General features: G+C 47.8%; 25 protein-coding genes, 16 tRNA genes and 1 riboswitch (1 of these 42 cut by a window edge). Of the genes, 36 read left to right on the top strand and 5 right to left on the bottom strand.

The features are described from left to right. The 18 genes from GNE05_RS04750 to thiC form a co-directional block, all read left to right on the top strand. Window positions 1-40, top strand: a tRNA-Ser gene (locus GNE05_RS04750); it begins 51 nt to the left of the window's first position. Window positions 41-76: 36 nt separating this feature from the next. Then, window positions 77-148, top strand: a tRNA-Glu gene (locus GNE05_RS04755). A gap of 10 nt (window positions 149-158) precedes the next feature. Continuing rightward, window positions 159-234, top strand: a tRNA-Val gene (locus GNE05_RS04760). A 7-nt stretch (window positions 235-241) separates the two neighbouring features. Next, window positions 242-318, top strand: a tRNA-Met gene (locus GNE05_RS04765). Between the two features lie 7 nt (window positions 319-325). Beyond that, window positions 326-402: transfer RNA gene (locus GNE05_RS04770), tRNA-Asp, on the top strand. A gap of 10 nt (window positions 403-412) precedes the next feature. Continuing rightward, a tRNA-Phe gene (locus GNE05_RS04775) sits at window positions 413-488 on the top strand. A gap of 3 nt (window positions 489-491) precedes the next feature. Further along, window positions 492-564 (top strand) — tRNA-Thr (locus tag GNE05_RS04780). An 11-nt stretch (window positions 565-575) separates the two neighbouring features. Continuing rightward, a tRNA-Tyr gene (locus GNE05_RS04785) sits at window positions 576-660 on the top strand. Window positions 661-670: 10 nt separating this feature from the next. Then, window positions 671-744 (top strand) — tRNA-Trp (locus GNE05_RS04790). Window positions 745-773: 29 nt separating this feature from the next. Continuing rightward, window positions 774-849, top strand: a tRNA-His gene (locus tag GNE05_RS04795). Between the two features lie 9 nt (window positions 850-858). Further along, a tRNA-Gln gene (locus tag GNE05_RS04800) sits at window positions 859-930 on the top strand. A gap of 52 nt (window positions 931-982) precedes the next feature. Next, a tRNA-Gly gene (locus GNE05_RS04805) sits at window positions 983-1,057 on the top strand. A gap of 6 nt (window positions 1,058-1,063) precedes the next feature. Beyond that, window positions 1,064-1,134: transfer RNA gene (locus GNE05_RS04810), tRNA-Cys, on the top strand. 7 nt (window positions 1,135-1,141) lie between these two features. Then, window positions 1,142-1,230, top strand: a tRNA-Leu gene (locus GNE05_RS04815). 245 nt (window positions 1,231-1,475) lie between these two features. Further along, a tRNA-Leu gene (locus tag GNE05_RS04820) sits at window positions 1,476-1,557 on the top strand. 145 nt (window positions 1,558-1,702) lie between these two features. Further along, window positions 1,703-3,274 (top strand): Na+/H+ antiporter NhaC family protein, encoded by a 1,572-nt coding sequence (locus GNE05_RS04825; protein ID WP_160182514.1) that lies wholly within the window; start codon window positions 1,703-1,705, stop codon window positions 3,272-3,274. Window positions 3,275-3,359: 85 nt separating this feature from the next. Beyond that, window positions 3,360-4,058, top strand: a complete 699-nt coding sequence (locus GNE05_RS04830) for a Type 1 glutamine amidotransferase-like domain-containing protein (protein WP_160182515.1) — start codon at window positions 3,360-3,362, stop codon at window positions 4,056-4,058. A gap of 48 nt (window positions 4,059-4,106) precedes the next feature. Beyond that, a riboswitch (TPP riboswitch) is annotated at window positions 4,107-4,217 on the top strand. 121 nt (window positions 4,218-4,338) lie between these two features. After that, window positions 4,339-6,111 (top strand): phosphomethylpyrimidine synthase ThiC, encoded by a 1,773-nt coding sequence (gene thiC / locus GNE05_RS04835; protein ID WP_160182516.1) that lies wholly within the window; start codon window positions 4,339-4,341, stop codon window positions 6,109-6,111. A gap of 40 nt (window positions 6,112-6,151) precedes the next feature. On the opposite strand, the gene GNE05_RS04840 is transcribed toward thiC, so the two are convergent. After that, complete coding sequence (locus tag GNE05_RS04840) at window positions 6,152-7,507, bottom strand: FAD-binding oxidoreductase (RefSeq protein WP_025284453.1); 1,356 nt, start codon at window positions 7,505-7,507, stop codon at window positions 6,152-6,154. Between the two features lie 259 nt (window positions 7,508-7,766). Between GNE05_RS04840 and GNE05_RS04845 the strand changes: the two genes are divergently transcribed. The 6 genes from GNE05_RS04845 to GNE05_RS04870 all read left to right on the top strand — a co-directional run bounded on the left by GNE05_RS04845 (window position 7,767) and on the right by GNE05_RS04870 (window position 13,554). Continuing rightward, window positions 7,767-7,946 carry an FbpB family small basic protein gene (locus GNE05_RS04845; RefSeq protein WP_015417079.1) on the top strand — a complete coding sequence of 60 codons (180 nt, stop codon included), beginning with the start codon at window positions 7,767-7,769 and terminating at the stop codon, window positions 7,944-7,946. A 2-nt stretch (window positions 7,947-7,948) separates the two neighbouring features. Continuing rightward, complete coding sequence (locus tag GNE05_RS04850; protein WP_160182517.1) at window positions 7,949-9,670, top strand: ABC transporter substrate-binding protein; 1,722 nt, start codon at window positions 7,949-7,951, stop codon at window positions 9,668-9,670. Between the two features lie 68 nt (window positions 9,671-9,738). After that, window positions 9,739-10,695 carry an ABC transporter permease gene (locus GNE05_RS04855; RefSeq protein WP_014417250.1) on the top strand — a complete coding sequence of 319 codons (957 nt, stop codon included), beginning with the start codon at window positions 9,739-9,741 and terminating at the stop codon, window positions 10,693-10,695. Window positions 10,696-10,707: 12 nt separating this feature from the next. Then, window positions 10,708-11,613 (top strand): oligopeptide ABC transporter permease, encoded by a 906-nt coding sequence (opp4C, locus tag GNE05_RS04860; protein ID WP_014417251.1) that lies wholly within the window; start codon window positions 10,708-10,710, stop codon window positions 11,611-11,613. Next, window positions 11,610-12,596 carry an ABC transporter ATP-binding protein gene (locus GNE05_RS04865; protein ID WP_022552802.1) on the top strand — a complete coding sequence of 329 codons (987 nt, stop codon included), beginning with the start codon at window positions 11,610-11,612 and terminating at the stop codon, window positions 12,594-12,596. The genes opp4C and GNE05_RS04865 overlap by 4 nt, the downstream gene beginning before the upstream one ends. After that, window positions 12,589-13,554, top strand: coding sequence for an ABC transporter ATP-binding protein (locus tag GNE05_RS04870; RefSeq protein WP_021494882.1), 966 nt, complete (start codon window positions 12,589-12,591; stop codon window positions 13,552-13,554). Before GNE05_RS04865 ends, GNE05_RS04870 begins: the two co-directional genes overlap by 8 nt. A gap of 71 nt (window positions 13,555-13,625) precedes the next feature. On the opposite strand, the gene katA is transcribed toward GNE05_RS04870, so the two are convergent. Further along, a complete protein-coding gene (gene katA, locus GNE05_RS04875) occupies window positions 13,626-15,071 on the bottom strand; it encodes a catalase KatA (protein WP_003155420.1) in 1,446 nt (481 codons plus the stop codon). 256 nt (window positions 15,072-15,327) lie between these two features. Here katA and GNE05_RS04880 point away from each other — a divergent pair, with 256 nt between their 5' ends. The 6 genes from GNE05_RS04880 to rpsN all read left to right on the top strand — a co-directional run bounded on the left by GNE05_RS04880 (window position 15,328) and on the right by rpsN (window position 20,696). After that, window positions 15,328-16,263, top strand: coding sequence for an amidohydrolase family protein (locus GNE05_RS04880; protein WP_039062853.1), 936 nt, complete (start codon window positions 15,328-15,330; stop codon window positions 16,261-16,263). A 222-nt stretch (window positions 16,264-16,485) separates the two neighbouring features. Beyond that, window positions 16,486-17,253: an ABC transporter ATP-binding protein gene (locus GNE05_RS04885; RefSeq protein WP_160182518.1), complete on the top strand. Its 768-nt coding sequence runs from the start codon at window positions 16,486-16,488 to the stop codon at window positions 17,251-17,253. Window positions 17,254-17,268: 15 nt separating this feature from the next. Beyond that, window positions 17,269-18,258, top strand: coding sequence for an aliphatic sulfonate ABC transporter substrate-binding protein (locus GNE05_RS04890; protein ID WP_007408418.1), 990 nt, complete (start codon window positions 17,269-17,271; stop codon window positions 18,256-18,258). Then, the gene (locus GNE05_RS04895; protein WP_160182519.1) at window positions 18,258-19,091 is read left to right on the top strand and encodes an ABC transporter permease; all 834 of its coding nucleotides are present in this window, start codon (window positions 18,258-18,260) and stop codon (window positions 19,089-19,091) included. Before GNE05_RS04890 ends, GNE05_RS04895 begins: the two co-directional genes overlap by 1 nt. Window positions 19,092-19,115: 24 nt before the next feature. Beyond that, window positions 19,116-20,252, top strand: coding sequence for an FMNH2-dependent alkanesulfonate monooxygenase (gene ssuD / locus GNE05_RS04900; protein ID WP_160182520.1), 1,137 nt, complete (start codon window positions 19,116-19,118; stop codon window positions 20,250-20,252). Between the two features lie 174 nt (window positions 20,253-20,426). Beyond that, entirely contained in the window at window positions 20,427-20,696 is a 270-nt protein-coding gene (gene rpsN / locus GNE05_RS04905) for a 30S ribosomal protein S14 (protein WP_007610245.1), read from the top strand. A 20-nt stretch (window positions 20,697-20,716) separates the two neighbouring features. Here the strand turns inward: rpsN and GNE05_RS04910 are convergent, their stop codons facing one another. After that, window positions 20,717-21,184: a hypothetical protein gene (locus tag GNE05_RS04910; RefSeq protein ID WP_160182521.1), complete on the bottom strand. Its 468-nt coding sequence runs from the start codon at window positions 21,182-21,184 to the stop codon at window positions 20,717-20,719. Continuing rightward, window positions 21,181-21,384, bottom strand: coding sequence for a helix-turn-helix transcriptional regulator (locus GNE05_RS04915; RefSeq protein WP_003155407.1), 204 nt, complete (start codon window positions 21,382-21,384; stop codon window positions 21,181-21,183). Before GNE05_RS04915 ends, GNE05_RS04910 begins: the two co-directional genes overlap by 4 nt. A 190-nt stretch (window positions 21,385-21,574) precedes the next feature. Here GNE05_RS04915 and GNE05_RS04920 point away from each other — a divergent pair. Beyond that, window positions 21,575-21,648 (top strand) — tRNA-Gly (locus GNE05_RS04920). A gap of 90 nt (window positions 21,649-21,738) precedes the next feature. Here the strand turns inward: GNE05_RS04920 and GNE05_RS04925 are convergent. Next, window positions 21,739-22,362 carry a hypothetical protein gene (locus GNE05_RS04925; protein ID WP_072588930.1) on the bottom strand — a complete coding sequence of 208 codons (624 nt, stop codon included), beginning with the start codon at window positions 22,360-22,362 and terminating at the stop codon, window positions 21,739-21,741. An 84-nt stretch (window positions 22,363-22,446) separates the two neighbouring features. Here GNE05_RS04925 and queG point away from each other — a divergent pair, with 84 nt between their 5' ends. From queG to GNE05_RS04950, 5 genes are all read left to right on the top strand, one after another. Beyond that, window positions 22,447-23,607 (top strand): tRNA epoxyqueuosine(34) reductase QueG, encoded by a 1,161-nt coding sequence (gene queG, locus GNE05_RS04930; protein WP_015239452.1) that lies wholly within the window; start codon window positions 22,447-22,449, stop codon window positions 23,605-23,607. Between the two features lie 75 nt (window positions 23,608-23,682). Next, window positions 23,683-24,594 (top strand): amidase domain-containing protein, encoded by a 912-nt coding sequence (locus GNE05_RS04935; protein ID WP_012117141.1) that lies wholly within the window; start codon window positions 23,683-23,685, stop codon window positions 24,592-24,594. A gap of 36 nt (window positions 24,595-24,630) precedes the next feature. Beyond that, a complete protein-coding gene (gene trmL, locus GNE05_RS04940) occupies window positions 24,631-25,113 on the top strand; it encodes a tRNA (uridine(34)/cytosine(34)/5-carboxymethylaminomethyluridine(34)-2'-O)-methyltransferase TrmL (protein ID WP_101536285.1) in 483 nt (160 codons plus the stop codon). 136 nt (window positions 25,114-25,249) lie between these two features. After that, window positions 25,250-25,882, top strand: a complete 633-nt coding sequence (locus GNE05_RS04945) for a YhbD family protein (RefSeq protein WP_021494891.1) — start codon at window positions 25,250-25,252, stop codon at window positions 25,880-25,882. Beyond that, on the top strand, window positions 25,873-26,586 hold the full coding sequence (locus GNE05_RS04950) for a polymer-forming cytoskeletal protein (RefSeq protein WP_017417324.1): 714 nt from the start codon (window positions 25,873-25,875) through the stop codon (window positions 26,584-26,586). The genes GNE05_RS04945 and GNE05_RS04950 overlap by 10 nt, the downstream gene beginning before the upstream one ends. The last annotated feature ends 1 nt before the right edge of the window (window position 26,587 follow it).

The raw sequence follows: 26,587 nt of genomic DNA on the forward strand, positions 1-26,587 counted from the left end.
TAACCCCGTCTCAAGGGTTCGAATCCCTTGCTCTCCGCCACTAATTATCAATACATAACAAACGAAAAAATACCAGGGCCCGTTGGTCAAGCGGTTAAGACACCGCCCTTTCACGGCGGTAACACGGGTTCGAATCCCGTACGGGTCACTTATATGATGGAGGATTAGCTCAGCTGGGAGAGCATCTGCCTTACAAGCAGAGGGTCGGCGGTTCGAGCCCGTCATCCTCCACCATTATCATCGCGGGGTGGAGCAGTTCGGTAGCTCGTCGGGCTCATAACCCGAAGGTCGCAGGTTCAAATCCTGCCCCCGCAACCAAAAAAATGGTCCGGTAGTTCAGTTGGTTAGAATGCCTGCCTGTCACGCAGGAGGTCGCGGGTTCGAGTCCCGTCCGGACCGCCATTTATAAAAAGGCTCGGTAGCTCAGTTGGTAGAGCAACGGACTGAAAATCCGTGTGTCGGCGGTTCGATTCCGTCCCGAGCCACCATTTGCCGGTCTAGCTCAATTGGTAGAGCAACTGACTTGTAATCAGTAGGTTGGGGGTTCAAGTCCTCTGGCCGGCACTCTAAATGATGGAGGGGTAGCGAAGTGGCTAAACGCGGCGGACTGTAAATCCGCTCCCTCAGGGTTCGGCAGTTCGAATCTGCCCCCCTCCACCATTTTATAAATAGGGGCATAGTTTAACGGTAGAACAGAGGTCTCCAAAACCTCCGGTGTGGGTTCGATTCCTACTGCCCCTGCCACTATTTTATTTATTCATCTTCAGATTATGGCGGTTGTGGCGAAGTGGTTAACGCACCAGATTGTGGCTCTGGCACTCGTGGGTTCGATTCCCATCAATCGCCCCATTTTATCATTGGGCTATAGCCAAGCGGTAAGGCAACGGACTTTGACTCCGTCATGCGTTGGTTCGAATCCAGCTAGCCCAGTTGCATTTTTTTAAAACAACAGCATAAGATGTATTAAGTTCTTTTACATGTTGCGGAAGTAGTTCAGTGGTAGAACATCACCTTGCCAAGGTGGGGGTCGCGGGTTCGAATCCCGTCTTCCGCTCCAAATTACGGCGGCATAGCCAAGTGGTAAGGCAGAGGTCTGCAAAACCTTTATCCCCGGTTCGAATCCGGGTGTCGCCTTTCTATTGCCGGGGTGGTGGAATTGGCAGACACACAGGACTTAAAATCCTGCGGTAGGTGACTACCGTGCCGGTTCAAGTCCGGCCCTCGGCACCAATTTAACTTTGAACGAACTATGTTAAATTGGTCATCAGTTTTCACATTATAAAACATATATGAGAGTGATTTGCATATTGCAGATCACTTTTTTTATATAATAAAAACGTAATGACTATCAATATCAGTTTCTTGCTTGTATCGTATATACTGCATTACCATTTAAAAAACTTTGCTAAAACCGTTGACGTTTTATGAAATACATGTTATATTTATATACGTCGGTTGAACACGACGAATTACATGCCGGTGTGGCGGAATTGGCAGACGCGCACGACTCAAAATCGTGTTCCTTCTGGAGTGCCGGTTCGACCCCGGCCACCGGTATACAAAGGCTTCTACAATATGTAGAAGCCTTTTTTGTTGTGTGAAAATATCCTCCAAGGCTTGTGAAAACATGATACCTGCTGATTGTATAAATACGCTTTTTTCAAAGATACTAACAACAAGTTCTTTGAAAGAGGTGTTTTTTATGGAAGGGACTTGGGCTTGTCTTATCCCATTTATTCTGGTCATTCCCATTTCAATCATTACAAAGCAAGTGCAGTCCGGTCTGTTTGTCGGTTTGCTGGTCGGAAGCTATCTTTTGCATCCCAGCTTGCTTGGCGGGATTGAACATATGGTTCAATATGTCATCAGCAACATTGTCGTCACCAATAATATTAGAATCATTGTGTTTCTATATTCATTTGCCGGCCTTGTAGGGATTATAAAGCTGACCGGCGGGATAAAAGGATTCGTCCATTTGATCAGTAAAAAAGTTAAAACCAAAAAAGGTGCGATGCTGCTTGCATGGCTGTCGACATTTGGCACGTTCAGTGAACCGGACTTTCGCATCGTCACAATTGCACCGATCATGAAAGCTTTAAGCAAGCGTCTGGATCTGTCGAAACAGAAAATTGCGTATGCCATTGAGTTTACGGCAAACCCTGTCATTGCCTTGATTCCGATAGCAACGGCATTTGTCGGCTACATGGTTTCCATTATCGGACAGGCCCTTAAAACGTCAGGGATAGATCAGCCGGCTTACACGGTGTATGTGAAAAGTATTCCCTTCAATTTTTTCTCCATTGTGATTATAGTAGTCGGAATTTATTACTGCTTTTTTAAGAAACAAAAAGCGGACGAAAGCTTAGAAAAAACAGAAAAGAGCGGACAAACTTCTGCTCGCAAACATAACAAAAATACGGAACCGATTCCGCGGAACAGGGGTGTGTTGCTTTCAAAAGGATCAGGTTCATTCAACATGGAAACAGGGACGATCTCAGATATTCACGGTGGACATACGGGAATGTTCAAAAGTGATGAGCATGCTGACCAGCAGGAGGAGCTGGATTCGGCGCACCGTGCTTATATTAAGGAAACACCGATTCGGCCTTGGAATTTAATCATTCCGATCGGGCTGTTTTTGCTATTAACACTCTTTCTCAGCTGGTGGGACGGCCATTCAAAAGCACAAGGGTTTTTGAATGCTTTTATCAAAAGCGATATGCTTGGCGTCATGTTAACCGCATTATTGGCAGCGGTTATTGCAGCATTTGCTCTTTTTATGTTTCAGCGTTTTCATGCAGGCGAGCTTGTTACCCATTTTATTAAGGGCGGAAACGAATTGGTCAACGTTATTATTATGTTATCGCTGATTTGGGCCGTAACAGCAGTATCTGAAGACCTTGGATTCTCGAAATATGTTACTTCTCATTTAACGTCATGGATCCCTCATATGTTTATTGCGCCGTCTCTTTTTATACTGGGGGCTGTTATATCCTATTTTATCGGGTCATCCTGGGGGACTTGGGGGCTATTAATGCCGCTCGGCGTAACGCTGGCGGTACAGTCACATACCAGCTTATTATTAGCGATCGGGGCCGTGTTTGCGAGCGGAACATTTGGAGCGTTTGCTTCTCCTCTCAGTGATAATACGGTGACAACCTGTACGGTGTTGGAGATCGATGTTGTGAAATATGCCCGTTCGAAGCTTGTTCCGGCGCTTATCGCTGCGGGGATCTCCGTTGTGTTATACGGTGTGTTTTCATTTTTTAGATAACAAATACTTTTTAAAGGCGGTATCCGAAATTGGGATAACGCCTTTTTATGAGCTGTTATACTAGAGGAAAAAAGAGGTGATGACATTGAAGCAGATTATTGCAATGGGCGGCGGGGGCTTTTCCATGGAGCCGGATCATCTTGTGCTGGATCAGTATATTTTAGAGCAGGCGGCGCGGTCAAAGCCGAAAGTTTGTTTTTTGCCGACGGCAAGCGGAGATTCGGAAAATTATATCGGCAGGTTTTATCAGGCCTTTCAAAAGCTGCGGTGTGAGCCGGATCACTTGTCGCTGTTTAAACCGCCGGGTTCTGATCTCAGATCCTTTCTCATGAAGAAAGATATTATATATGTCGGCGGCGGAAATACGCGCAATATGCTTGTCTTATGGAAAGAGTGGGGGCTTGACCTTATTCTTCGTGAGGCTTGGGAAAACGGCATCATGTTGGCGGGTCTCAGCGCCGGGGCGATTTGCTGGTATGAAGAAGGATTGACGGATTCGGCTGGAGATTTGAGAGAGTTAAGAGCTTTAGGATTTTTGCCGGGAAGCTTTTGTCCGCACTATGACGGAGAAGCGGAGCGCCGGCCGGTGTATCACCGTCTGATTTCAGAAAAGAAACTCAGGGAGGGCTATGCCGCTGATGACGGCGCTGCGCTTCATTATAAAGACGGTCAGCTGTTCCGGGCTGTCTCTTCCCGGGAAACCGCAAAGGGTTATCGGGTTTTTAATACCGAAGAAGGCGTTCGGGAAACAGAGCTTATGACTGTTCCGTTATCTGAATTTTGATAATATGCTTTTTTTGTACACAACTTATGTTACGATGAGAGCGAAATCAATAGTTACTGGGGGTGCCCGTCTGAGCGGGCTGAGAGAGAAGCGGCGGCTTCTTAACCCTTTGGACCTGATCTGGTTCGTACCAGCGTGGGGAAGTAAAGGTTTTATTATTGTTGATGAAAACAATAATAGTTTCTTTCTGACTGCAAAACCGGGTTCTTCTTTGAACCCGGTTTTTTTGTGCTGGTGCTGAGCTTGGTTCTGTTATTCAAATGATAAAGGAGAGATTTGTATGCAAAATCAATCAGTACAGCAAGCGAACATTTCCATTATGTCGAGTTTTTCCGGCAGTAAAAAGGTTTATGCAGAAGGTTCTTCGCCCGATATACGAGTGCCGATGCGGGAAATCAGCCTGAGTGCGACTACCGGGGCATTCGGGGAAGAGGAGAATGCGCCGGTCCGTGTTTATGATACGAGCGGGCCGTATACAGACCCGGATGTACAGATTGATATTCATGAAGGGCTGGGGGCGCTCCGCACAAAGTGGATTACCGGGCGCGGAGATGTAGAAGAATATAATGGCCGGACCGTGAAGCCTGAAGACAACGGTTATAAAAAAGAGGGCCGTGTCGCCGAATACCCCGGCCTACAGCGGAAACCGCTTCGGGCCAAGCCGGGGAAAAATGTAACACAATTGCATTATGCGAGAAAAGGCATCATTACGCCGGAAATGGAGTTTATCGCAATACGTGAGCATGTGTCTCCCGAATTTGTCAGGGAAGAGGTGGCGAGCGGACGGGCGATTATTCCTTCTAACGTCAACCACCCGGAAAGCGAGCCGATGATTATCGGCCGGAATTTTCATGTGAAAATCAATGCAAATATCGGCAACTCGGCTGTTACATCTTCTATCGAAGAAGAAGTCGAAAAAATGACGTGGGCGATTCGCTGGGGCGCCGATACGATGATGGACTTATCCACGGGAAAAGACATTCATACGACGCGTGAATGGATTATCCGCAACTGTCCCGTGCCTGTGGGGACGGTGCCGATTTATCAGGCGCTTGAAAAAGTAAATGGCATTGCCGAGGATTTAACGTGGGACATTTATCGTGACACATTGATTGAGCAGGCGGAGCAGGGCGTGGATTATTTCACCATCCATGCCGGCGTACTGCTTCGTTACGTCCCGTTAACGGCCAAACGCACGACGGGAATCGTATCCCGCGGCGGGGCGATTATGGCGCAATGGTGCCTGGCTCATCATCAGGAAAGCTTTCTATACACGCATTTTGAAGACATTTGTGAAATTATGAAGACCTATGATATCGCTTTTTCTCTTGGTGACGGGCTTCGCCCCGGTTCGATTGCGGATGCCAATGATGAAGCGCAGTTTGCGGAATTGGAGACTCTCGGAGAATTGACGGAGATTGCGTGGAAGCACGATGTGCAAGTGATGATCGAAGGACCGGGTCATGTGCCGATGCATAAAATTAAGGAAAACATGGACAGGCAGCTGGAAATTTGTAAAGAGGCGCCTTTTTACACGCTCGGGCCATTAACGACGGATATCGCTCCGGGTTATGACCACATTACTTCAGCAATCGGCGCGGCGATGATCGGCTGGTACGGGACGGCGATGCTTTGCTATGTCACGCCGAAGGAGCATTTGGGGCTGCCGAATCGTGATGATGTAAGAGAAGGCGTCATTACGTACAAAATCGCGGCACATGCCGCAGACCTTGCTAAAGGGCATCCGGGTGCACAGATCCGTGACGATGCTCTGTCTAAGGCGCGGTTTGAATTCCGGTGGCGTGATCAATTTCATTTGTCGCTTGATCCTGAAAGAGCAATCGAATATCATGATGAAACGCTGCCGGCTGAAGGCGCAAAAACGGCTCACTTCTGTTCGATGTGCGGTCCGAAGTTCTGCAGCATGAGAATTTCTCAGGATATTCGTGATTATGCGAAGGAAAACGGACTTACTGAAGACGAGGCCGTCAATGAAGGGCTGAAAGAAAAAGCAAAAGAGTTTGCAGAGAAGGGAAGCCACTTATATCAATAAAAGAAAAGATGAAGATGGAGTTTGCCCATCTTCATCTTTTTTAGAAAAACGGTGAACGGCGAAGCGGCGGAATGCTCTGCTCAAATCGGAATATATTTTCCGGATCATATTTCGTTTTGACTTGACGGAGGCGGTGAACATTTTCTCCGTAATACGTTTGCAGCCAGTTTCTGATTTCTCTATCAGGCCAATTCACGTAATCTCCCATCGTTTCTCTTGATAGGGACGTTCTCAGTCCTTCGATCCAGCGGACATTTTGTCTTTCTTCTTCAGCAGATGTCCAAGTTGTAATATATTCTTGGGCAATGATTGCGTTGCGATAGTAGAATGCCGTTTGGTCAGGAGCGATCCGTCCGGCCGCCCCGCCGAGAGATTGCTGCCACACACTGGCGTTTTCGTTCGGAGCGTGCTCTAAATAGCGCTTTAAAGTGGAAATCGCGCGTGTTGATAATGGTTTTTCAATAAAGGATCCTGACCGCTTCATCTTTTGCGGCTGATTGCCTCCCGGGCTGTTAAAAAAGGCTGCCGCTTTAATAAATGGCACTGTCTTGACCATGCCGCTTGCCGGTTTTCCCGCTTTCATTAACGGAGCCAGCAGTTCTTTCAGCTCATCCTTTGTCCCGGTAAATTGACCGAGCGCTTCTATGCGGTTGACTTCCTTAGGCCAAAACTGAATTGATGAGGTAAGCCGGTTGTCTGTAAATGGAGCCCAGCGCTGCCATGTGTTAAATACTTCCTCAAAATCATCCCAGCCCCAAGTGACAGAAAAAACAGACACGCACGAGATCGGCACGGCTTTAAACATCATGGATGTGACAATGCCGAAGTTGCCTCCCCCTCCTCCCTGAGACGCCCAAAATAGATCAGAGTGCTTTGAGCGGTTGACTGTGATCAAGTCAGCACCCGCTTTTTCGTCCGCTATGATCATTTCGAGCTGGAGGAGACGATCGCAAGTAAGTCCGGCTGTCCTTGTTAAATATCCGATTCCTCCCCCGAGCGTCAGCCCTGTGATTCCCACATTCGCAATGGTTCCCGCAGGAAGGGTCAAGCCGTACCGCCAGAGTGTCCGGTAGACCTCCCCCAATTCGGCTCCCGCTTCAATCGAGACCAGCCGCTTATCCTCATTTACTCTTATTTTCTTCATTTCACTGAGATCAATGACTAGTCCGTCATTTAACAGGGAAAAATTTTCGTAGCTGTGTCTTCCGCCTCTGATACGGAAAGGCACATTGTTCTCACGTGCCCATCTCACCGCATTGAGAGCGTCATGTTTGTTTTGACAAAACACAATGATGTCTGGATATCTTTGCAGGCTTAAATTGATATTGGTTCTTGCAGCATTATAGTCCGGGTCATCTTTTTTGACGATGCGACCGGTCAATGTTGTCTTTTCCACATTCTCACTCACTTTCACTTGTAATCTGCTATGTTTTCTAGCATATGCGGAAAAATGAGAGAGTGTATGAGGAAAACCCCCGGAAGGAAACGATATTTTAAATTATAGTTGACAGGTAGGTATTGTATGAATTAACATAATCATTACATATTTCCAAACGATGGCTGATCGGATCACCGAAGGCTCTTATCTTTTAAACAGATAAGGGCCTTTTTTGCGTGAAAGTCATTGAATGAAATGAAAAGCGGAGGGATGAAAAGTGGCGTTAAAAAAGGTATCACATGTGCGCAAAAAGAGCAAAAAACGAAAAAAGTACAGAAAATACACATTGAATTTCGAACTGCTTGTAGAGAAAAACAAACGGGAGATTATGAGAAATGAGGAACAGATGGAGCAGATTTATATAAAGATAGATGAAAAGCATGCGGGGGTTCGATAAAGATGAAGGAGAGAAAATGGAGGATAAAAACAACGGTACTCGCGCTGTCGGTATCCATCATGTTATCAGGGTGCGCGTTAGGGAGCGCCGGGGAAGAACCGTCATCTGCGGCGGATAAAAAGGAAGAAACACGTATTGCCCATGTCAAGACAAAGGAATTTAAAGCTTCTCATCCGGCGGCCATTCCCGCTAAATCGAAAGCCAGAACTGACACTTTTGTTGCTGGGATTTCCGCGCCGGGCGGCGTGTTTCTGCCCTACTTTTATGAAAACGGCTGGGACGGAAATGCGACAGATCCTATTTTTGAACCGTTAGTCAAACTGGATAAAACGGGGAAGCCTGCCCCGGCTCTTGCGGAAAGCTGGAAAATTTCCAAAGATCAGCTTACATACACGTTCCGTTTAAGAAAAAATCTCGTTTTCAGCGACGGTTCACCGCTGACCGCAAAGGATGCCGCATTCACTTTAACACTGCTGCATGATCCTGCATACGCGGGCTATGAAGATATCACCACGGCCTATATTAAAGGCGGTAAGGCTTACAAGGAAGGAAAGGCAAAGACGATAGAGGGCATTCGCGTCCTTGATGACAGAACCATTCAAATCACGACTGAGAAAGTCAGTGCGAAGTCGCTGCTTCTTTTAGGCGGGCAGGTGCTGTCAGAAGCCTACTACGGAAAGAATTATCAATTCGGCAAACTGGATTATTTAAAAGAGCTTTATGCCAAACCGTTCGGAGCGGGACCTTATCAATTTACAGAATACCTTCCGGGACAGGAAATACGCTATCAGGCTAATGAACACTATTATGCAGGAAAACCAAAAACCGAAAAGCTGATTTATAAAATTATCGATCCGTCAACTTCCCTTCAGCTGTTTGAAACGGGTGACCTTGATTACGCTTCTTTCTCACCTGATGATGATACGGTTCAGCATTTAAAAAGTCTCGGTTTTGCCAATATAAGCGTATCTGTCGTGAATGATTACGGGCTTGTGTACGTCAATCACAAGCGTCCTCCTTTTCAAGATAAGAAAGTGTCCCAGGCGCTTATTTCCGGACTTGACCGTCAAAAAATCGTCGATGTCCGCTTTAAACGCTACGGAGAAGTCGCGAATGTGCCGGTGTCTCCGGTTTCGTGGGCTTATGATGACAAAGGTGTCAATCGGTACGCGTTTAACCCTGAAAAAGCCAAAAAGCTTCTCGATGAAGCGGGCTGGAAAACGGGTAAAGACGGTGTACGTGAAAAAAACGGCAAAAAGCTTGAAATCAGCTATTACACGTCTAAAGCGGATGATGATTTCATCCCGATCGCGAAAGAAAATTACGCGGACATCGGAATCTCATTAAAACCGGAAGTGATGGATTTTAATACAGAAGTAGCGAAAATAAATGACAAACAATATGACCTTGCCGCCGTTTCCACCTCGCAGATTCTTGATCCGAATGACACGGTGGAAAAGCTGGCTTCCGGCCATCCCAATAATGTAACAGGATATTCCAATCCGAAAGCGGACCGGCTGATAGAGAAAGGAGCCGGCACGCTTGATATCAGCAAAAGAAAAGAGATTTATCACCAGCTGTACCGGGAGCTCGGGGAAAACCCGCCTTACATTCTGATTCATTACCGTCAGAGCGCAAGGGCGGTCAGCGGAAAAATAAAAGGGCTTGAGCCTGATAATTATTCTGGAATCAGTTCAAGTCTCTCAAATGTCTCAATTCAATAGAACGGTTGGGCAAAATACCCGGTGCATCCTGGGGATTTTGCCCTTTCAGCGGAAAGGAGGGGCTTTTTGTGAAACGGTATGCCGCAGAACGATTCATTCAAATGCTTGTGATCTTATTCGGTACGTCCTTTATTATTTTTTTCTTATTCGCCATGCTGCCGGGCGACTATATCGATTCCAATGTAAACCTGACTCCTGAAAGAGCGAAGGAGTTAAAAGCGCTTTACGGGCTGGATCAGCCGATTTGGCAGCGTTATGTGACGTGGCTCGGAAATGTGCTCAGCGGAGATTTTGGGTTTTCTTTGAAATATCAGGAGAACGTCCTGTCACTGCTTCGGAAATATGTCTGGAATTCGTTTTTTGTCGCGTTTTTGGCGTTGCTTGTCACATGGTCAGCCGCGATGATAACGGGTGTCATATCCGCTGTCAGGAAATACTCATGGTTTGACGGGATCGTGACGTTTCTTGTGTTTGCTTCCATGGCGTTCCCGTCTTTTTTTATCAGCCTTCTGTTTATTAAGTGGTTTGGGGTGGATTTGAAATTATTGCCCGTCGGCGGGATGATTGATACCGGAAGCACGAGTACAGGTTTTTCGTACGTGCTTGAAGCCGCCAGACATATGATTCTTCCGGTCGTGATTTTATCTATGCTCGGCATCGGCTCGCTGACAAGGTATTTCCGCTCCGGCATGCTGGACGTGATCAGACAGGATTATATCAGAACGGCGAGAGCGAAGGGATTGAAAGAGCGCACCGTCATCTGGAAACATGCGTTGAAAAACGCGCTCATTCCGGCCATCACCCTGCTTGCTTTTGAACTGCCGGGACTGTTTTCCGGAGCTATCATTATTGAACAGATTTTCGGGTGGCCGGGTGTCGGACGTATTCAGCTGGAATCTGTGCATTATCGTGATTATCCGGTTTTGATGGCGTTTACCTTGTTTTTGTCTTGTTTAACGATTGTGGGGAACTTCTTGGCGGATATCGCTTATGCTGCGGTTGATCCGCGGGTCAGGCTGAAATAGGGGGTGTTCGGAATGAAAAAACAAAAAGGGGTGCCGCCTTCTCTTTGGAAGCAGACGTACCGCCGCCTGCTGCAGCATAAGCTGACGGTCATCAGTCTTCTTTTCTTATGTTTTATGTTTTTATTGTGCTTTATCGGGCCGTCTTTTTCTCCGTACATAACAGATCGGACGGATATTTCAAATGCCAATCAGCAGCCGGGAATCCATCATTGGCTGGGAACCGACCAGTACGGGAGAGATGTGCTGACGAGGCTGATGCTGGCGGGGCAGATTTCTCTGACTGTGGGGCTTGCTTCAATGGTGCTGTCGCTTGTCATCGGTTCTTTACTCGGGGCTGCGGCCGGATTTTATCGGGGAGCCGCAGATATGATCATTATGCGAATTGCTGATATGCTCATGTCCATCCCGGGCCTGCCGCTGCTTTTGATTTTGGCTGCGGTGATGTCGGAGTGGAAAGTGCCTTCTGAATACAGAATGTACCTGATTATGATGATGTTAAGCCTGATCGGATGGCCCGGTTTGGCGCGGCTTGTACGCGGACAGATTTTGTCGCTGAAGGAGCAGCCGTTTATGATGGCCGCGGAAGTTTTGGGGCTTAGTGATAAACGGAAAATCCTCTATCATTTGCTTCCCAATACATTGCCGTTATTACTGGTAGCGGCGACTTTGCATGTGGCGGGAGCGATGCTGAGTGAATCGGCGCTGAGTTTTCTCGGGCTTGGCGTTGCTCCGCCCACACCTTCTTGGGGAAACATGATGGAAGCGGCGAATCATTTTATGGATTTTACACTCCGCCCATGGCTGTGGATTCCGCCGGGAACGGCCATTTTTCTGACCGTTGTGGCGATTCATCTGCTTGGAGACGGTTTAAGAGACGCTTTTGATCCTAAGGTAAAACGGCAGGTGAAAATGAAATGAAAAAACCGCTTTTAGAAGTAAGGCATTTGGAAACGGCTTTTTATACAGAGGAGGGGGCGGTAAAGGCCGTGGACGATGTCAGCTTTACGATACATGAGGAGGAAACGGTTTGTATTGTAGGGGAGTCCGGCTGCGGGAAAAGCATGGCGTCATTGTCCATTATGCAGCTTCTTCCCGAGACGGGGAGAATCGAACGGGGAGCGGTGCATTTTTCCGGACGGAACCTGTTGGAATTGAAACCAAAAGACATGCAGAAAATCCGCGGCAGCGAAATCGGGATGATATTTCAGGAACCGATGACATCTTTGAATCCGGTGTTTACAATCGGTGAGCAGCTGGCCGAACCGATTCGCGAACATTTATTGCTGAGTAAGAAAGAGGCATGGCGGAAGGCCGTTGAACTGATCACGTTAGTGGAGATCCCGCATGCCGAGCAGGTTATGCACCGATATCCTCATGAGCTGAGCGGCGGCATGCTGCAGCGCATCATGACGGCTGTCGCGCTAAGCTGCGAACCGAAATTGATCATTGCCGACGAGCCGACGACAGCGCTTGACGTAACCATTCAGGCGCAGATGTTGGATTTATTGCGGGATATGAAAAAGCAATTTCGCACGTCTATTTTATTCATTACTCATGACCTTGGCGTGGTTGCCGAAATGGCTGATTATGTGATTGTCATGTATGCGGGAAAAATTGTGGAGGAAGGACCGGTTGCAAAGCTGTTTTCTGATCCGAAGCATCCGTATACGAAAGGGCTGCTCGCGGCCAAGCCGGTTATCGGTCAAAGAAGGGAGATGCTGTACACCATTCCGGGGCAGGTCCCCGAGCTTGCGGACCTGTCGGGATCGTCTTGTTATTTTGCGGAGCGATGTGAACACAGCACGGAAATATGCCGGAGATCGAGCCCGCATTTTACTGAATTCGGGAAGGGGCATCAGGCGGCGTGCTGGCTTTACAGAGAGGAGAAAGCAGATGAGTGATGCGTTGCTGGAGGTCAAGGGGCTGAAAAAATATTACGAGGAGCATGGGGGGATGAGAAAGACCCGCAAAAATCCCGTAAAAGCGGTCGACGGTGTCAGTTTTACGATAGAAAAGGGAGAAGTGTTTGGCTTAGCGGGAGAATCGGGCAGCGGAAAGTCATCAATCGGCAAGACCATTTTGAGGCTTCATGAAAAAACAGGGGGAGAGGTGTTTTTTCAGGGACGTGATGTGTTTCGGATGAGCCGGCGCGAGCTCAAAACTTTCAGATCAGAAGCGCAGCTCATCTTTCAAGATCCGTTCAGTTCTTTAAATCCCCGGCGCCGGATCGGAGAAGCCATCGGTGAAGCGATGATCGAGCATCAATTGGCGGTGAAGCGGAATGCGCGTGATAAAGCGGCGGAGGTTCTTGAAGCCTGCGGACTTTCCGCAAACTTTATCGACCGATATCCGCATGAATTTTCCGGAGGGCAGCGGCAGCGGATCGTGATTGCAAGAGCGATGGCGCTCAAGCCGCAATTTATCATTATGGATGAACCCGTGGCGGCGTTAGATGTCTCCATCCAGGCGCAGATGATCAATTTGTTCAGCAGCCTTCAAAAACAGCACGGGCTGTCATATTTGTTCATTTCTCATGATTTAAGCGTGGTGGAGCACTTATGTACGAAGGTCGCCATTATGTATTTAGGGACGATTGTGGAATACGCGTCAAAGGAGGAGCTCTTTTCACGGCCGCTTCACCCTTATACGAAAGCGCTGTTATCAGCCGTGCCTGTTCCTGATCCCGGAGCGAAAAGGGAGCGGATAATTTTAAAGGGTGATATACCGAGCCCCTCTGATCCGCCTTCAGGCTGTAAATTCCGAACGAGATGCCCGGCAGCCAAGAAGATATGTGCTGAGAAAAGTCCGGCGCTGTCAGAAAAAGGGCTTCATCATTTTGCGGCATGCCACTTCGTGTAATTGAGAAAAAAACGATTTTATTGATAATAAACAGGAAAAACCTGCCGGGCAGACCGGCAGGTTTTTTGATGCTATTTTGGTGATGGCAGTCCGAGTCCTTCGGCAACGCGTCTGCCGTATTCAGGATCAGCCTTGTAAAAATGGCCGATCTGGCGCAGCTTAATTTCTTCTTTTTCCACAGGTTTCATCGCACTGACGATATTGGCGACAAGGCGCGCGCGCTCTTCCTCGCTCATCAGGCGGTACAGGTCGCCGGCTTGTGTGTAATGATCATGATGGTTATAGCTTACACTGTCAGCGAAACCTGATACAGGATATGCCGCCTGTTTATCTTCAGGTGACTCTTTCGGGCCGCCGAAGCTGTTAGGCTCGTAATAGACGGAGCGGCCGCCGTTATCATCAAAACGCATTTGTCCGTCACGCTGATAGTTTTTCACTTCATTGCGGGAACGGTTGATCGGCAGCGCCTGATGGTTCGCGCCGACACGGTAGCGGTGCGCGTCATGGTATGCGAACAACCGGCCTTGAAGCATTTTGTCAGGTGAGACGTCGACGCCGGGGACTAATGTGCCGGGAGAGAACGTCGCCTGTTCTACTTCCGCAAAGTAATTTTCCGGATTGCGGTTCAGAACCATGCGGCCGACTTCAATGAGCGGATAGTCTTTTTGAGACCATACTTTTGTGACGTCAAACGGATCAAAGCGATATGTGTTTGCGTCTTCTAACGGCATGATTTGAACATATAATTTCCATGCGGGGAAATCGCCGTTTTCAATCGCATTGAACAAATCTTCCGTATGGTAATCGGGATTTTCGCCCGCGATTTTTGCGGCTGTATTAACATCAAGGTTTTTCACGCCTTGCTCTGTTTTAAAGTGATATTTGATCCAGACGCCTTCGCCTTTATCATTTGTCCATTTAAATGTATGGCTTCCGAATCCGTGCATATGGCGAAGAGTCGCCGGAATGCCCCGGTCTGACATCAGAATGGTTACCTGGTGCAAGGATTCCGGTGACAGAGACCAGAAATCCCAAACGGCCGTCGGATTTTTCAGATGTGTTCTCGGATCTCTTTTTTGTGTATGGATAAAGTCAGGGAACTTGATGGCATCGCGGATGAAGAACACGGGTGTATTGTTTCCGACGATGTCGTAGTTTCCTTCTTCTGTATAAAACTTAACGGCAAATCCGCGCGGGTCGCGCACTGTGTCACTAGAGCCCAGTTCGCCCGCAACGGTTGAGAAACGGATGAAGAGCGGCGTGCGTTTACCGACTTCTGACAGAAATGCGGCTTTCGTATATTTTGTAACGTCATTTGTGACTTCAAAATAACCGTGCGCGCCCGCGCCTTTTGCGTGAACGACACGCTCGGGAACGCGTTCTCTGTTAAAGTGCGCCAATTTCTCAAGCAGATGGACGTCTTGTATTAAAGCAGGACCGCGATCGCCGGCCGTCATTGAGTTTTGGTTATCTCCGACAGGAGCGCCCCAGCTGGTTGTCAATTTATTTGAACTCATGTGATCACCTCTTTAGATTTATAAAAACATAATATCACCTATCAGTAAAAAGTCAATATTATTTTATAATGATTATAAAATAATTATTTTTATTATCGAAAAAGGGTTTGGATTTGAAAGCCTACTTGACTGACGGGAATAATGGGTTTAAGATGAGAAAAAATAGAAACCGCTGACTTGGACACAAGAGGCTCTTATTCATCACTGGATAAGGGCCTTTTTTTATTGTCAGGCGGTAAAGGGAGGCGGCGATTGTATGCTTTTCCGGCAGCATTTTAAACCTGTCGATATTCACGGTCATCTGCCGTACAGCCTTTATTTCGGCAAAAACGATAAGACATTTTCCGATTATAACCGGGAGCGGTCAGATAGAATGAATCTGACTTGGGATTTTCCTGATCCGCATGATGTTGAGGGCGATGACGGCGAAATCGCTTTGATGACAAGGTGGGAGAATGAATTAGATAAGTACGGCATTGACGTGCTGAATTTTTTAACAGCAGAGAGCAATGACCGGATGGCGGCGTTTATTCAAGCCAATCCCGCGAGATTTACCGGATTTGCATATCATCCTTTGGAGCGGGAGGATGCGTATGAAGAGCTGAAAAGAGCGGTAGAAGAGCTCGGTCTGAAAGGATATAAACTGTTCGGGCCGCTGACAGACATCGATTTTCATGATCCATCGCTGAAAAAGCTATGGACGTATCTGGCTGACAAAAGGCTGCCTGTATTAATTCACTTCGGGCTTTTAGGAAGAGCGGGGGGCATTGTCAGCCATCGCAACATCAACCCGCTCTCCATCTATCGCGTCGCGAGAGAGTATGCTGATATCCCGTTCATCATTCCGCATTTCGGCGCCGGATATTACCAGGAACTGCTGCAGCTGTGCTGGAGCTGCCCGAATGTGTATATTGACACGTCCGGCTCAAATCAGTGGATGAGGTGGATGCCGTACCCGCTTGATTTGGAAATTCTGTTTCGAAAGACATCTGAATTAATCGGTGCTGAACGGATCATCTTCGGGACGGATTCGAACGGATTTCCGAGAGGATATGTATACAGATATCTTCAGGAGCAGGTGAGGACCTGCCGGGAAATCAATATGCGGGAAGAAGATATAGAAAACATTTTCGGCAACAACGCGCGGACATTATTGAAAATCGCCCGCCAAGAAAAGGAAGTAAATACGTGATACAGCCGATGCGCTCTCTGGCAGGGTTATGCCGGAGGGCGTATTTTAATCCTTATAAAAAACAGTTGACAAGTCGGAATAATTTGAATTAACATGATATTCAAATTTAAAAACAAACGGGTTGCCGATCGGACCGCCGAAGGCTCCCATCTCTGCAAGCAATCGGAGATGGGGGCCTTTTTGTTTTTCGATCGCACGCGGCAGAAAGAGAGGGGAAGACAGATGGCTGTAACCATCAGCATACAAGAAAAAGCTTTTGAGCATGAAGGCCGGAAAACGCCGGTGCTGAATGATATTGAGCTGTCAATTGCATCGGGAGAATTTTTGACTGTCATCGGGCCGAGCGGATGCGGCAAAAGCACGCTTTTAAAATTGATTGCCGGTCTTGATACCGATTATAAAGGCTCTGTCACAATAAACGGCCGCAATGTATCGGGACCGGGCATCCGGCAGGGATTTATCTTTCAGGAGCACCGGCTGTTTCCCTGGCTGACGGTAAAACAAAACATCGCTGCCGATCTCAATATGAACGACCCGGCCGTTCGGAAAAAAGTAGATGATCTGATTGAGGTTGTCAGGCTGCAGGGAGCGGAGAACGCTTATCCGCGCGAATTATCCGGCGGCATGTCGCAGCGGGTTGCCATCGCCAGAGCCCTTTTGCGCGAGCCGGAGGTGCTGCTTTTAGATGAACCGTTCGGGGCGCTTGACGCTTTTACGAGAAAACATTTGCAGGGTGTGCTGCTTGATATATGGCGCGAGAAAAAAACGACGATGATTCTGGTCACGCATGATATTGATGAATCCGTCTATTTAGGCGATAAGCTGGCGATCCTCAGGGCACAGCCCGGCCGGCTGCACAGCCTGATGCCGATTCAGCTTCCGCATCCGCGCAATCGGACGTCAGCGGATTTTCAGGCCGTCCGGCAGAAGGTGCTTTCTGAGTTTGAGAAAACGGAAGACCTCCGGTTTGCGGATGGGTCCGGGATATAGAAGGGACGAAGTGAAGTGAAAAAAATCATCATTCTTTTAGCCGCAGCAGTCATGGTGTCAGCCGGATGCAGTGCAGACGGGACAGGGGGGAGCGGGAAAACGGTGAAAGAAATCCGGATCGGCATCCAGCAGAGTTTAAGCCCGCTTCTCATTGCCAAGGAAAAAGGCTGGTTTGAGGAGGCTTTCAAAAAAGACGGAATAAAAGTAAAATGGGTCGAATTCCAAAGCGGTCCTCCGCAGTTTGAAGGTCTTGCCGCCGATAAGCTTGATTTTTCCCAGGTCGGCAATTCACCGGTCATTTCCGGTCAGGCGGCAGGGATTGATTTTAAAGAGATCGGGCTGTCTCAGGACGGGTTAAAGGCAAACGGCATTCTCGTAAACAAGGGCAGCGGGATTCAGAGCCTGAAAGAATTGAAAGGTAAAAAAATCGCTGTAGCCAAAGGCAGCAGCGGCTTTGATTTTCTCTATAAAGCTTTAGATAAAGCGGGGCTTTCCGCCGATGACGTCACCATCATCCAGCTTCAGCCTGATGAGGCGGTTTCCGCTTTTGAAAACAAATCAGTTGACGCATGGTCCATTTGGGAGCCGTATTTGTCGATTGAAACGCTGCAGCACGGGGCGGAAATATTGGCGAACGGAGAAAGCACAGATTTATATTCTCCCGGTTTCACGTTAGTCAGAACGGGATTTTCCAAAGAACACCCGGATGAGGTTGTCCGTTTTCTGAAAGTGTTCAATAAAGCAGTTGCATGGCAAAAGGAACACAAAGATGAAGCTGTCTCCTTATATGCGAAAATCAAACATCTTGATCCGAAAGTCGTCAGAAACGTGCTTAACAATACTGAGCCTCTCAATGAACCGATCAATGATGATATTGTCAAAGCCCAGCAGGAAACCGCTGATTTTCAATATCAAACAAAAGCGATTCATAAGAAAATTCATGTAAAAGACGTTGTCGACAATTCATTTATTAAAAAAGCGCTTGAAACGGGGGATGGCAAGTAATGAAAGCAGAAGTATCAACGGCTGCCGGCGCAATAAGCCAATCAGAAAAGAAAGCTCTGGCAAGATCCCGGAAGTATTCATACCAATGGATGAAAGGGGTTGTACTCCCGGCTGCGGTCATCGCAGTATGGCAGTTTATCGCAAGTCTGGGCATCGTCTCGATAACGGTGCTCCCCTCACCTGTCGTCATCTTGCAGACGTTTCAGGAACTTCTTCTTTCAGGTGAACTTTGGGGTCATTTAGAGATCAGTTTATACAGGGCTGCTGCCGGATTTCTGCTTGGCGCTGGCCTCGGGCTTGTTTTCGGGCTGCTGGTCGGTTTCTCAAAGCGGACGGAAGCATATCTAGATCCGTCTCTTCAAATGCTCAGAACGGTTCCGCACTTGGCCGTGACTCCTCTGTTCATTTTGTGGTTCGGATTTGATGAGACATCAAAAATTCTGCTGATCGCATTGGGGGCTTTTTTCCCCGTGTACATTAATACGTTTCTCGGAATCCGCAGTGTGGACGCGAAGCTGTTTGACGTCGCGCGGGTGCTGGAATTTAACTGGTATCAGCAGATGACGAAATTAATTCTTCCGGCATCTCTGCCGAATATCCTGCTCGGCATCAGGCTCTCTCTAGGCATTGCGTGGCTCGGTCTTGTGGTGGCGGAACTGATGGGATCGAGCGAGGGCGTCGGTTATATGATTATGGATGCCAGACAATTTTCACAGACAAATAAGGTGTTTGTCGGCATTATCATTTTTGCGGCTGTCGGCAAGCTGACAGATGCATTGGTCAGAATGCTCGAACGGAAACTATTAAAATGGCGGAACAGTTATGAAGGGTAACCTATTAAAAAAGGAGAGATTCATATGGAGATTCTTTGGTTTATTCCGACGCATGGTGACGGCCGGTATTTAGGGACGCAAACGGGAGGGAGAACGGCGGATCATCTTTATTTTAAGCAAGTGGCACAGGCGGCGGACAGACTCGGGTATACGGGGGTTCTGCTGCCGACGGGGAGATCATGTGAAGACCCGTGGCTGACGGCTGCCGCTTTAGCGGGGGAAACGAGTGACTTGAAATTTTTAGTGGCGGTCCGTCCGGGACTGATGCAGCCGTCTGTCGCCGCGAGAATGGCGTCGACAATGGACCGGCTGTCAGACGGCCGTTTGCTCGTAAATGTCGTAGCGGGCGGAGATCCTTATGAACTGGCGGGAGACGGCATGTTTATCAGCCACGATGAACGTTATAAGGCGACTGAAGAATTTTTAACCGTCTGGCGCGGACTCATGCGGGGCGAAACGGTGACATATGAAGGGGACCATATCAAAGTGGAAAACAGCAATCTGCTGTTTCCGCCAAAACAGTCTCCGCATCCGCCATTATATTTCGGCGGTTCATCACAGGCGGGAATTGAGGCTGCGGCGAAACATACAGATGTCTATTTAACATGGGGAGAGCCGCCGGAGCAGGTAAAAGAAAAGATTGAAACCGTTAAAAAACAGGCTGCCAAGGAAGGAAGGACAATGCGTTTTGGCATCAGACTTCACGTGATTGTCCGGGAGACTGAGGAAGAGGCATGGGAAGCGGCTGAACGATTAATCAGCCATTTAGACGAAGAGACGATTGCGAAAGCGCAGGCTGCGCTCCGGCGCGCTGATTCTTCGGGACAAAAACGGATGGCCGATCTCCATAACGGTGACCGCTCGAAGCTTGAGATCAGCCCGAATCTCTGGGCCGGCATTGGACTGGTCAGAGGCGGAGCGGGCACGGCGCTTGTCGGTGGTCCGCAGACCGTCGCTGCTCGAATTTTAGAGTATCAGGCACTCGGCATTGAGTCGTTTATCTTTTCAGGCTATCCGCATCTGGAAGAAGCTTATTATCTGGCTGAACTCGTGTTTCCGCTTCTGCCGTTTCAGAATGAACGGACTAAAAAGCTTGAGCGCAGACTGGGTGAAGCAATGGGAAACGACCATTTTGCAAGAGGAAATAAAGCGACAGTCTGATGACGTCGCAAGGCGGATAATTGACGGCGGGCGCTTTCTGCGGATTCATTTCCGGGGAAATGCCGGCAGTGAAGGCGGGTATTCACCCGCCTTTTTAAGCGCTTAGCTTGCACGATACTCATATGGATGATATGATACAAAACGTAATAATTGCGATTTGAGAGGAGTGCTGAAATGGCCAAAAAATCAAAAGTGATCAAAGAGCTCAAGCGGCAGAAGCTTGTTGAACAATATGCGGACATCCGAAGAGAATTAAAGGCAAAAGGAGACTGGGAAGCGCTGAGCAAACTGCCGCGTGATTCTGCTCCGGCCAGGCTTCATAACCGCTGTACGGTGACGGGGCGGCCCCGCGGATATATGAGAAAATTTAAATTGTCCAGAATCGCATTCAGGGAGCTGGCGCATAAAGGCCGGATTCCCGGGGTGAAAAAAGCGAGCTGGTAAAGTAAAAAACTCCGGATCTGTCATGAACCGGAGTTTTTGCCGTGCTTATGAAAAGTGAAAGCATAAGCCAAATGCTGAATCATCATCAGAATGAAAATCAAAAGAATCGGAAAAAAGGGAAGATGCGGCTGAATAAGCGGATAAAACAAAAGCAGAACGGCTGCGGCCGGCAATGAGAAGTAAACGGCGATATACGAGGAACGGCAAGCTTTAGCCGTCATCATCCGTTCTCTTTCATCCTGTTCCTCAAATTCATCGGGCACAAGCCTGTGCTTTTTGCCGTTCCGTTTTTTCTTTTCAGTATAGATATATAATGCGGTACAAACGGTAAACAGCAGAAACGGCGTGATATTCAGCTCAAATGAACCGCTCCCCTCCGTTTGGAAAAACTGAGCGATCCGCGGCGCCGCTTCCATAAAGGAAATAAGCGTCCAGCAGGCCAATCCGTAGAGTGCAAGGTGAAAACACGCTTTTCTTTTCAAACTCATTTTTTCTCCTCCTCCAGCCAGAACACTTCCTCCATCGGCAGGGAGAAAGCCCGGCAGATGTTAAGCGCCAATAAAAGTGAAGGCACATAATCTCCTTTTTCAATCGCTGCAATCGTCTGTCTGGTGGCTCCGGCTTCTTTTCCGAGCGTTTCCTGAGAATAGCCGAATCTGGCTCTCAGCTCTTTTACTTTATTTTTCATCATCAGGCGTACCTCAAGTTTTTTTCTTTTTTATATTGTATGAGACTCTTAACAAAATGTAAACCCAACTTAACATGTGGACAAAAAAAGAATTTTTTTCGACAAATTTTTTAACATTCCCTTGACGAAAAAAAAATAAACATGTAATATTAGAAACATCAAATCGGTACTGACAAAAATTAATTTTGATGCGGGTGTAGTTTAGTGGTAAAACCTCAGCCTTCCAAGCTGATGTCGTGAGTTCGATTCTCATCACCCGCTCCATACATACGTTATTAACGCAGTGTTTCGTTTCTCTGATAAACGAAGTATTGCGTTTTTTTATGTGAAAAAAGACACGAAAGGCGTGTCTTTTTATGAAAGCCAAGAGACGGTATGCGTGCCTCCGTGAATTTGTTCAAACATTTTTGTTAAGGATGATAGCAGCTCATCCGCCGCGTCGGCATGAAATGAAGGCGGGAAAAAGATCAGCTGCAGCATTTTCTTTGTGCCGGGCGTGACCGGGCGGGTATTGATATGTCCGGTGAAGTCGCCGAAAACACCATCCGGGCCGGAGAAGGACAGTACGCTTTCTTTTTCTCCGATTTTAATTGAAATCGGTTCATCTATTTCTGCGGCGTCATACGTCATGATAGGCAATGAATATTTCAAGGAGAAAAAAAGTATGGTATCATGGGCTGAATTCACACTTTCAATGAATCGTTCCCGGGAAATATCGCCGAGCATAAGCTCCATCGGCGTTTTTTGTCCTGAAAAGGCGGGACTGAGCTGTTCCATCATACGCGCCCATTCTTGTACAAAAGGCTGCTCTTCTATACCCCCGTCAGCATAATCAAAGTAAAGAGATTCTTGAAATAAACGGAGGCGGCCTTTCAGCATTTGCGGAGCAGGCCCGACTTCGATCTGTTCATATAAGACGGCTGCCGCTTTGATCCCCGGCACCCGTTCAGCAATAAGTGGATCTAAACTGATGTTCAAGTGTGTTCACTCCATTTCGGGATGATAAAACTCTATTATACCTGTGCGGGAGCCTGATCACAAAGAAAGGAGGCTGTGCAAAAAATGAATATTCATAAACTGAAAGAGGAATTAATCGAATACGCCAAAAGCATAGGAGTCGACAAAATCGGGTTTACGACGGCTGATACGTTCGACAGTCTGCGGGACCGGCTGATTCTTCAGGAATCACTCGGCTATTTATCCGGGTTTGAAGAGCCGGATATTGAAAAACGGGTTACACCGTCTTTGCTTCTCCCGAAAGCCAAATCAATCGTCGCCATCGCCCTTGCTTATCCTTCCAAAATGAAAGATGCGCCGAGGAGCACGAGGGACGGGCGGCGCGGCATTTTTTGCAGAGCTTCCTGGGGGAAGGATTATCATGACGTGCTGAGGGAAAAGCTTGATCTGCTGGAGAATTTTCTCCAAAGCAAACATGAGGATATCCGCACAAAGTCAATGGTGGATACAGGAGAATTGTCCGACAGGGCCGTGGCTGAACGGGCGGGAATCGGCTTCAGCGCCAAAAACTGCATGATCACCACGCCTGAATACGGCTCTTACGTCTATCTGGCTGAAATGATCACCAATCTGCCCTTTGAACCGGATGTGCCGATTGAAGATATGTGCGGTACGTGCACAAAATGTTTAGACGCGTGTCCGACCGGCGCGCTCGTCAATCCCGGACAGCTTAACGCCCAGCGCTGTATTTCGTTCCTGACCCAGACAAAGGGATTTTTGCCGGATGAGTTCCGCACGAAAATCGGAAACCGTCTGTATGGCTGTGACACGTGCCAGACGGTCTGTCCGATTAATAAGGGGAAAGATTTTCATCTTCATCCGCAGATGGAGCCTGATCCGGAAATCGCAAAGCCGCTGTTAAAGCCGCTTTTGACCATAAGCAACCGCGAATTCAAAGAAAAATTCGGACATGTATCGGGATCATGGCGCGGCAAGAAGCCGATACAGCGGAATGCGATTTTAGCTTTGGCTCATTTTAAAGATGCCTCGTCTCTTCCGGAATTAACGGCCTTGATGCACCAAGATCCGCGCCCCGTCATCAGGGGGACGGCCGCCTGGGCCATCGGGAAAATCGGTGATCCTGATTATGCGGGGGAATTAGAAAAAGCGCTTCAAAAGGAGCAGGATGAGGAAGCTATACGGGAAATTGAAAAGGGACTGGAGCTGTTATCGGTTTCTGATAAGACTAAAACCGGCCGGTCCTGACATATGTATAGAGAAAAAGCACTTGGCGTGAGTTCAAGTGTTTTTCTTTATAAAACAGTATGGTGGGTGGAGCGCTTGAAGCATATTATTGAAGATTTAGCGGAGGCCCGGCTTCATTATTTAATCAACGGAACCGAGATGAGGCACAATGGGCAGCCCGGCGATCTTGAGGTCCTGACGAGAAAAAAAGAGCTGTTTGAAAAACGGAAAGTTGACATCGTGAAAGCGAAGGCAAAAGCCGTCATTGTCAAAAGCAGCCTTGAGGACGACGGCACGTTATGCGTCATGTACACGATTCATTTCGAATATTTGTGCAAGGAGCATGACGGACACCTTTACTTAGAAGAGCAGATTGAGGAACGGACTGCATTTCTCTATGATCAGCTTTTGATTAAAGACCGGGAAGTAAAGAAAAAACCGGCGGGATTTTCTGACGGAAACAGCGTAATTGAATATGAGCGGAGTGAACGGGAAGATTTCGGGCGGGCGTTTCAATACGACCGTCTGGCTGCCGTGCAGTACGCGGAGAAGTTTTGGAATAAACGAAATCCCGCTTATAAAAATTTCAGCGACAACTGCACCAATTTTATTTCCCAATGTTTACATGCCGGAAAAGCACCGATGCGGGGGCATCCGAACAGAGGCTCAGGCTGGTGGATGAAGGCAAGCTCGTGGAGCTACAGCTGGACGGTCGCGCATTCGATGAAGATGTATCTGGCCCAATCCAAGGCAGGGCTTCGCGCGGTGCAAGTATCAAGAGCTGAAGAACTGATGCCCGGAGATATCATTTGCTATGATTTTGAAGGGGACGGCCGTTTTAATCATACGGCGATCGTGGTCGCGAAAGATAAAAGCAATATGCCGCTTGTCAATGCCCAAACGTATGACAGCAGAATGAGATATTGGTCATATGAGGATTCAACGGCGTATACTCCTTCCATCAGATATGCGTTTTTTCATATTACGGATGATACGACAAAAGAGTAATTAATGATATAATGGTGGGCGGAATAAAAAACAGAGGTGAACATCGTGGCATTACATGTCGTTTTATATCAACCCGAAATCCCGGCCAATACGGGAAATATCGCACGTACTTGTGCGGCAACAGACACAACGCTTCATTTGATCCGCCCGCTCGGATTCTCGACCGATGATAAAATGCTGAAGCGCGCCGGACTCGATTATTGGGAGTTCGTCAAGGTCGTATATCATGATTCATTGGAAGAGTTATTTGAGGCATATGAGAACGGAAAGTTTTTCTTCATTACAAAATTCGGCCAAAAGCCGCACACATCATTTGATTACTCAAATACGGAGGAAGACTTTTTCTTCGTATTCGGCAGAGAAACGAGCGGACTTCCGAAAGAATTGATCGAAAACAATATGGACCGCTGCCTGCGTCTGCCGATGACCGAGCATGTGAGATCATTAAACCTGTCCAACACGGCCGCGATTCTTGTATATGAAGCGCTGCGCCAGCAAAATTACAGAGATTTGACGTGAAAAAAGCGCCCGCATCCGGGCGTTTTTTTATTGAATAAAAAAGACGGACAGCAGCGGTTCACGGCGTTTTTATATTTATGGGCTTAACAACGTAACAGTGTTATGTTACAATGCATTCATCGAAGGAGCTGGATTCATGGAGGAACAATTGATTTCTAAAAAAGAATTGCTGGAAGAAACATCAATTTCATACGGGCAGCTGTACCGCTGGAAACGGAAAAATTTAATTCCTGAAGAATGGTTTATCCGAAAATCAACATTTACAGGCCAGGAAACATTTTTTCCGAGAGCGGAAATATTAAAACGCATCTCAAAAATACAGAAAATGAAAGAAAATCTGTCTTTGGATGAAATGAGAGAAATGCTGTCTCCGCAAATGACTGATGTCAATATAACGTCTGCGGAGCTGCTTCAAAAGGGACTGATTTCAAAAGCCGCGCTGCAGGTTTATGGCGAAGACGGCGTGACATTCGCGTCCCGCGCGCTGCTGTCTTTATATGTGCTTGAAGGGCTTTTGCAATCGGGCAATATCAGCCTTGAGGAAGGAAAATTGGCGGCAGGGGTGCTGAAAACGTATGAGGCTTCCGAGCTGAAAGCGAATACGCAGCTTGTCATACTCCGAAAGCTAGGCGTAACGACGTGCTTCATCGCAGACGCGGAACATATTTTATTTGAACCGACTGTCAAAGTGGTTGAACGGGTGGCGCTTGCTGCGGCATCGGAAGAATTAAAAACGAAATGGATGCAGGAGGACCATCAATGGAAGTAACAGATAAATTAATCATCAACGGTTCAGGAAGTTCAAAAGGAGGCCGTTTTCATACAGTGGAGATCAACGGAAGCGGCACGGTGTCAGGTGATGTGGAGTGCGCGAGCTTTTTGTTTAACGGCAGCGGAAAAACAGACGGACATGTCAAGACGCAAACACTGACGATCAGCGGTTCGGGGAAAATTTCCGGCAGTGCCGAAGCTGAATCCATCCGTATCAACGGAACGGGTGTCATTAAAGGTGATGTCAAAACGGAGCGGCTGAACGTCGCGGGATTTTCATCTTTCGGCGGCGGTGTGAAAGCTGATGATATTTTCATATCCGGGAAAGCCGGGATTGAAGGCGATTGCGAGACAGAGACGTTCCGTTCGGAAGGCAAATGCAAGATCGGCGGCCTGCTGAATGCCGATGAAGTCAGTATTAAGCTGGCGGCGGGAGAAAGCCATGTGAAAGAGATCGGCTGCCGCCATTTGAAAGTGATGAGCAGAAAGAGCGTGCTTACGCGTTTTAAGCTGATGCCCGCCCCGGTGCTGACAGCGGAGCTGATTGAAGGTGACATCATTGAATTGGCGGACACGAACGCGAAGACAGTCCGCGGAAATCATGTGCGGATCGGCGCAGGCTGCACCATTGGGACTGTGGAATACAGCGGCGATTTTACATGTGATCCTTCCGCTTTGGTTAACAAAGTCGTGAAACGATAGG

This window comes from Bacillus sp. AM1(2019) (genome assembly GCF_009906915.1).
Classification (GTDB): Bacteria; Bacillota; Bacilli; order Bacillales; family Bacillaceae; genus Bacillus; species Bacillus velezensis.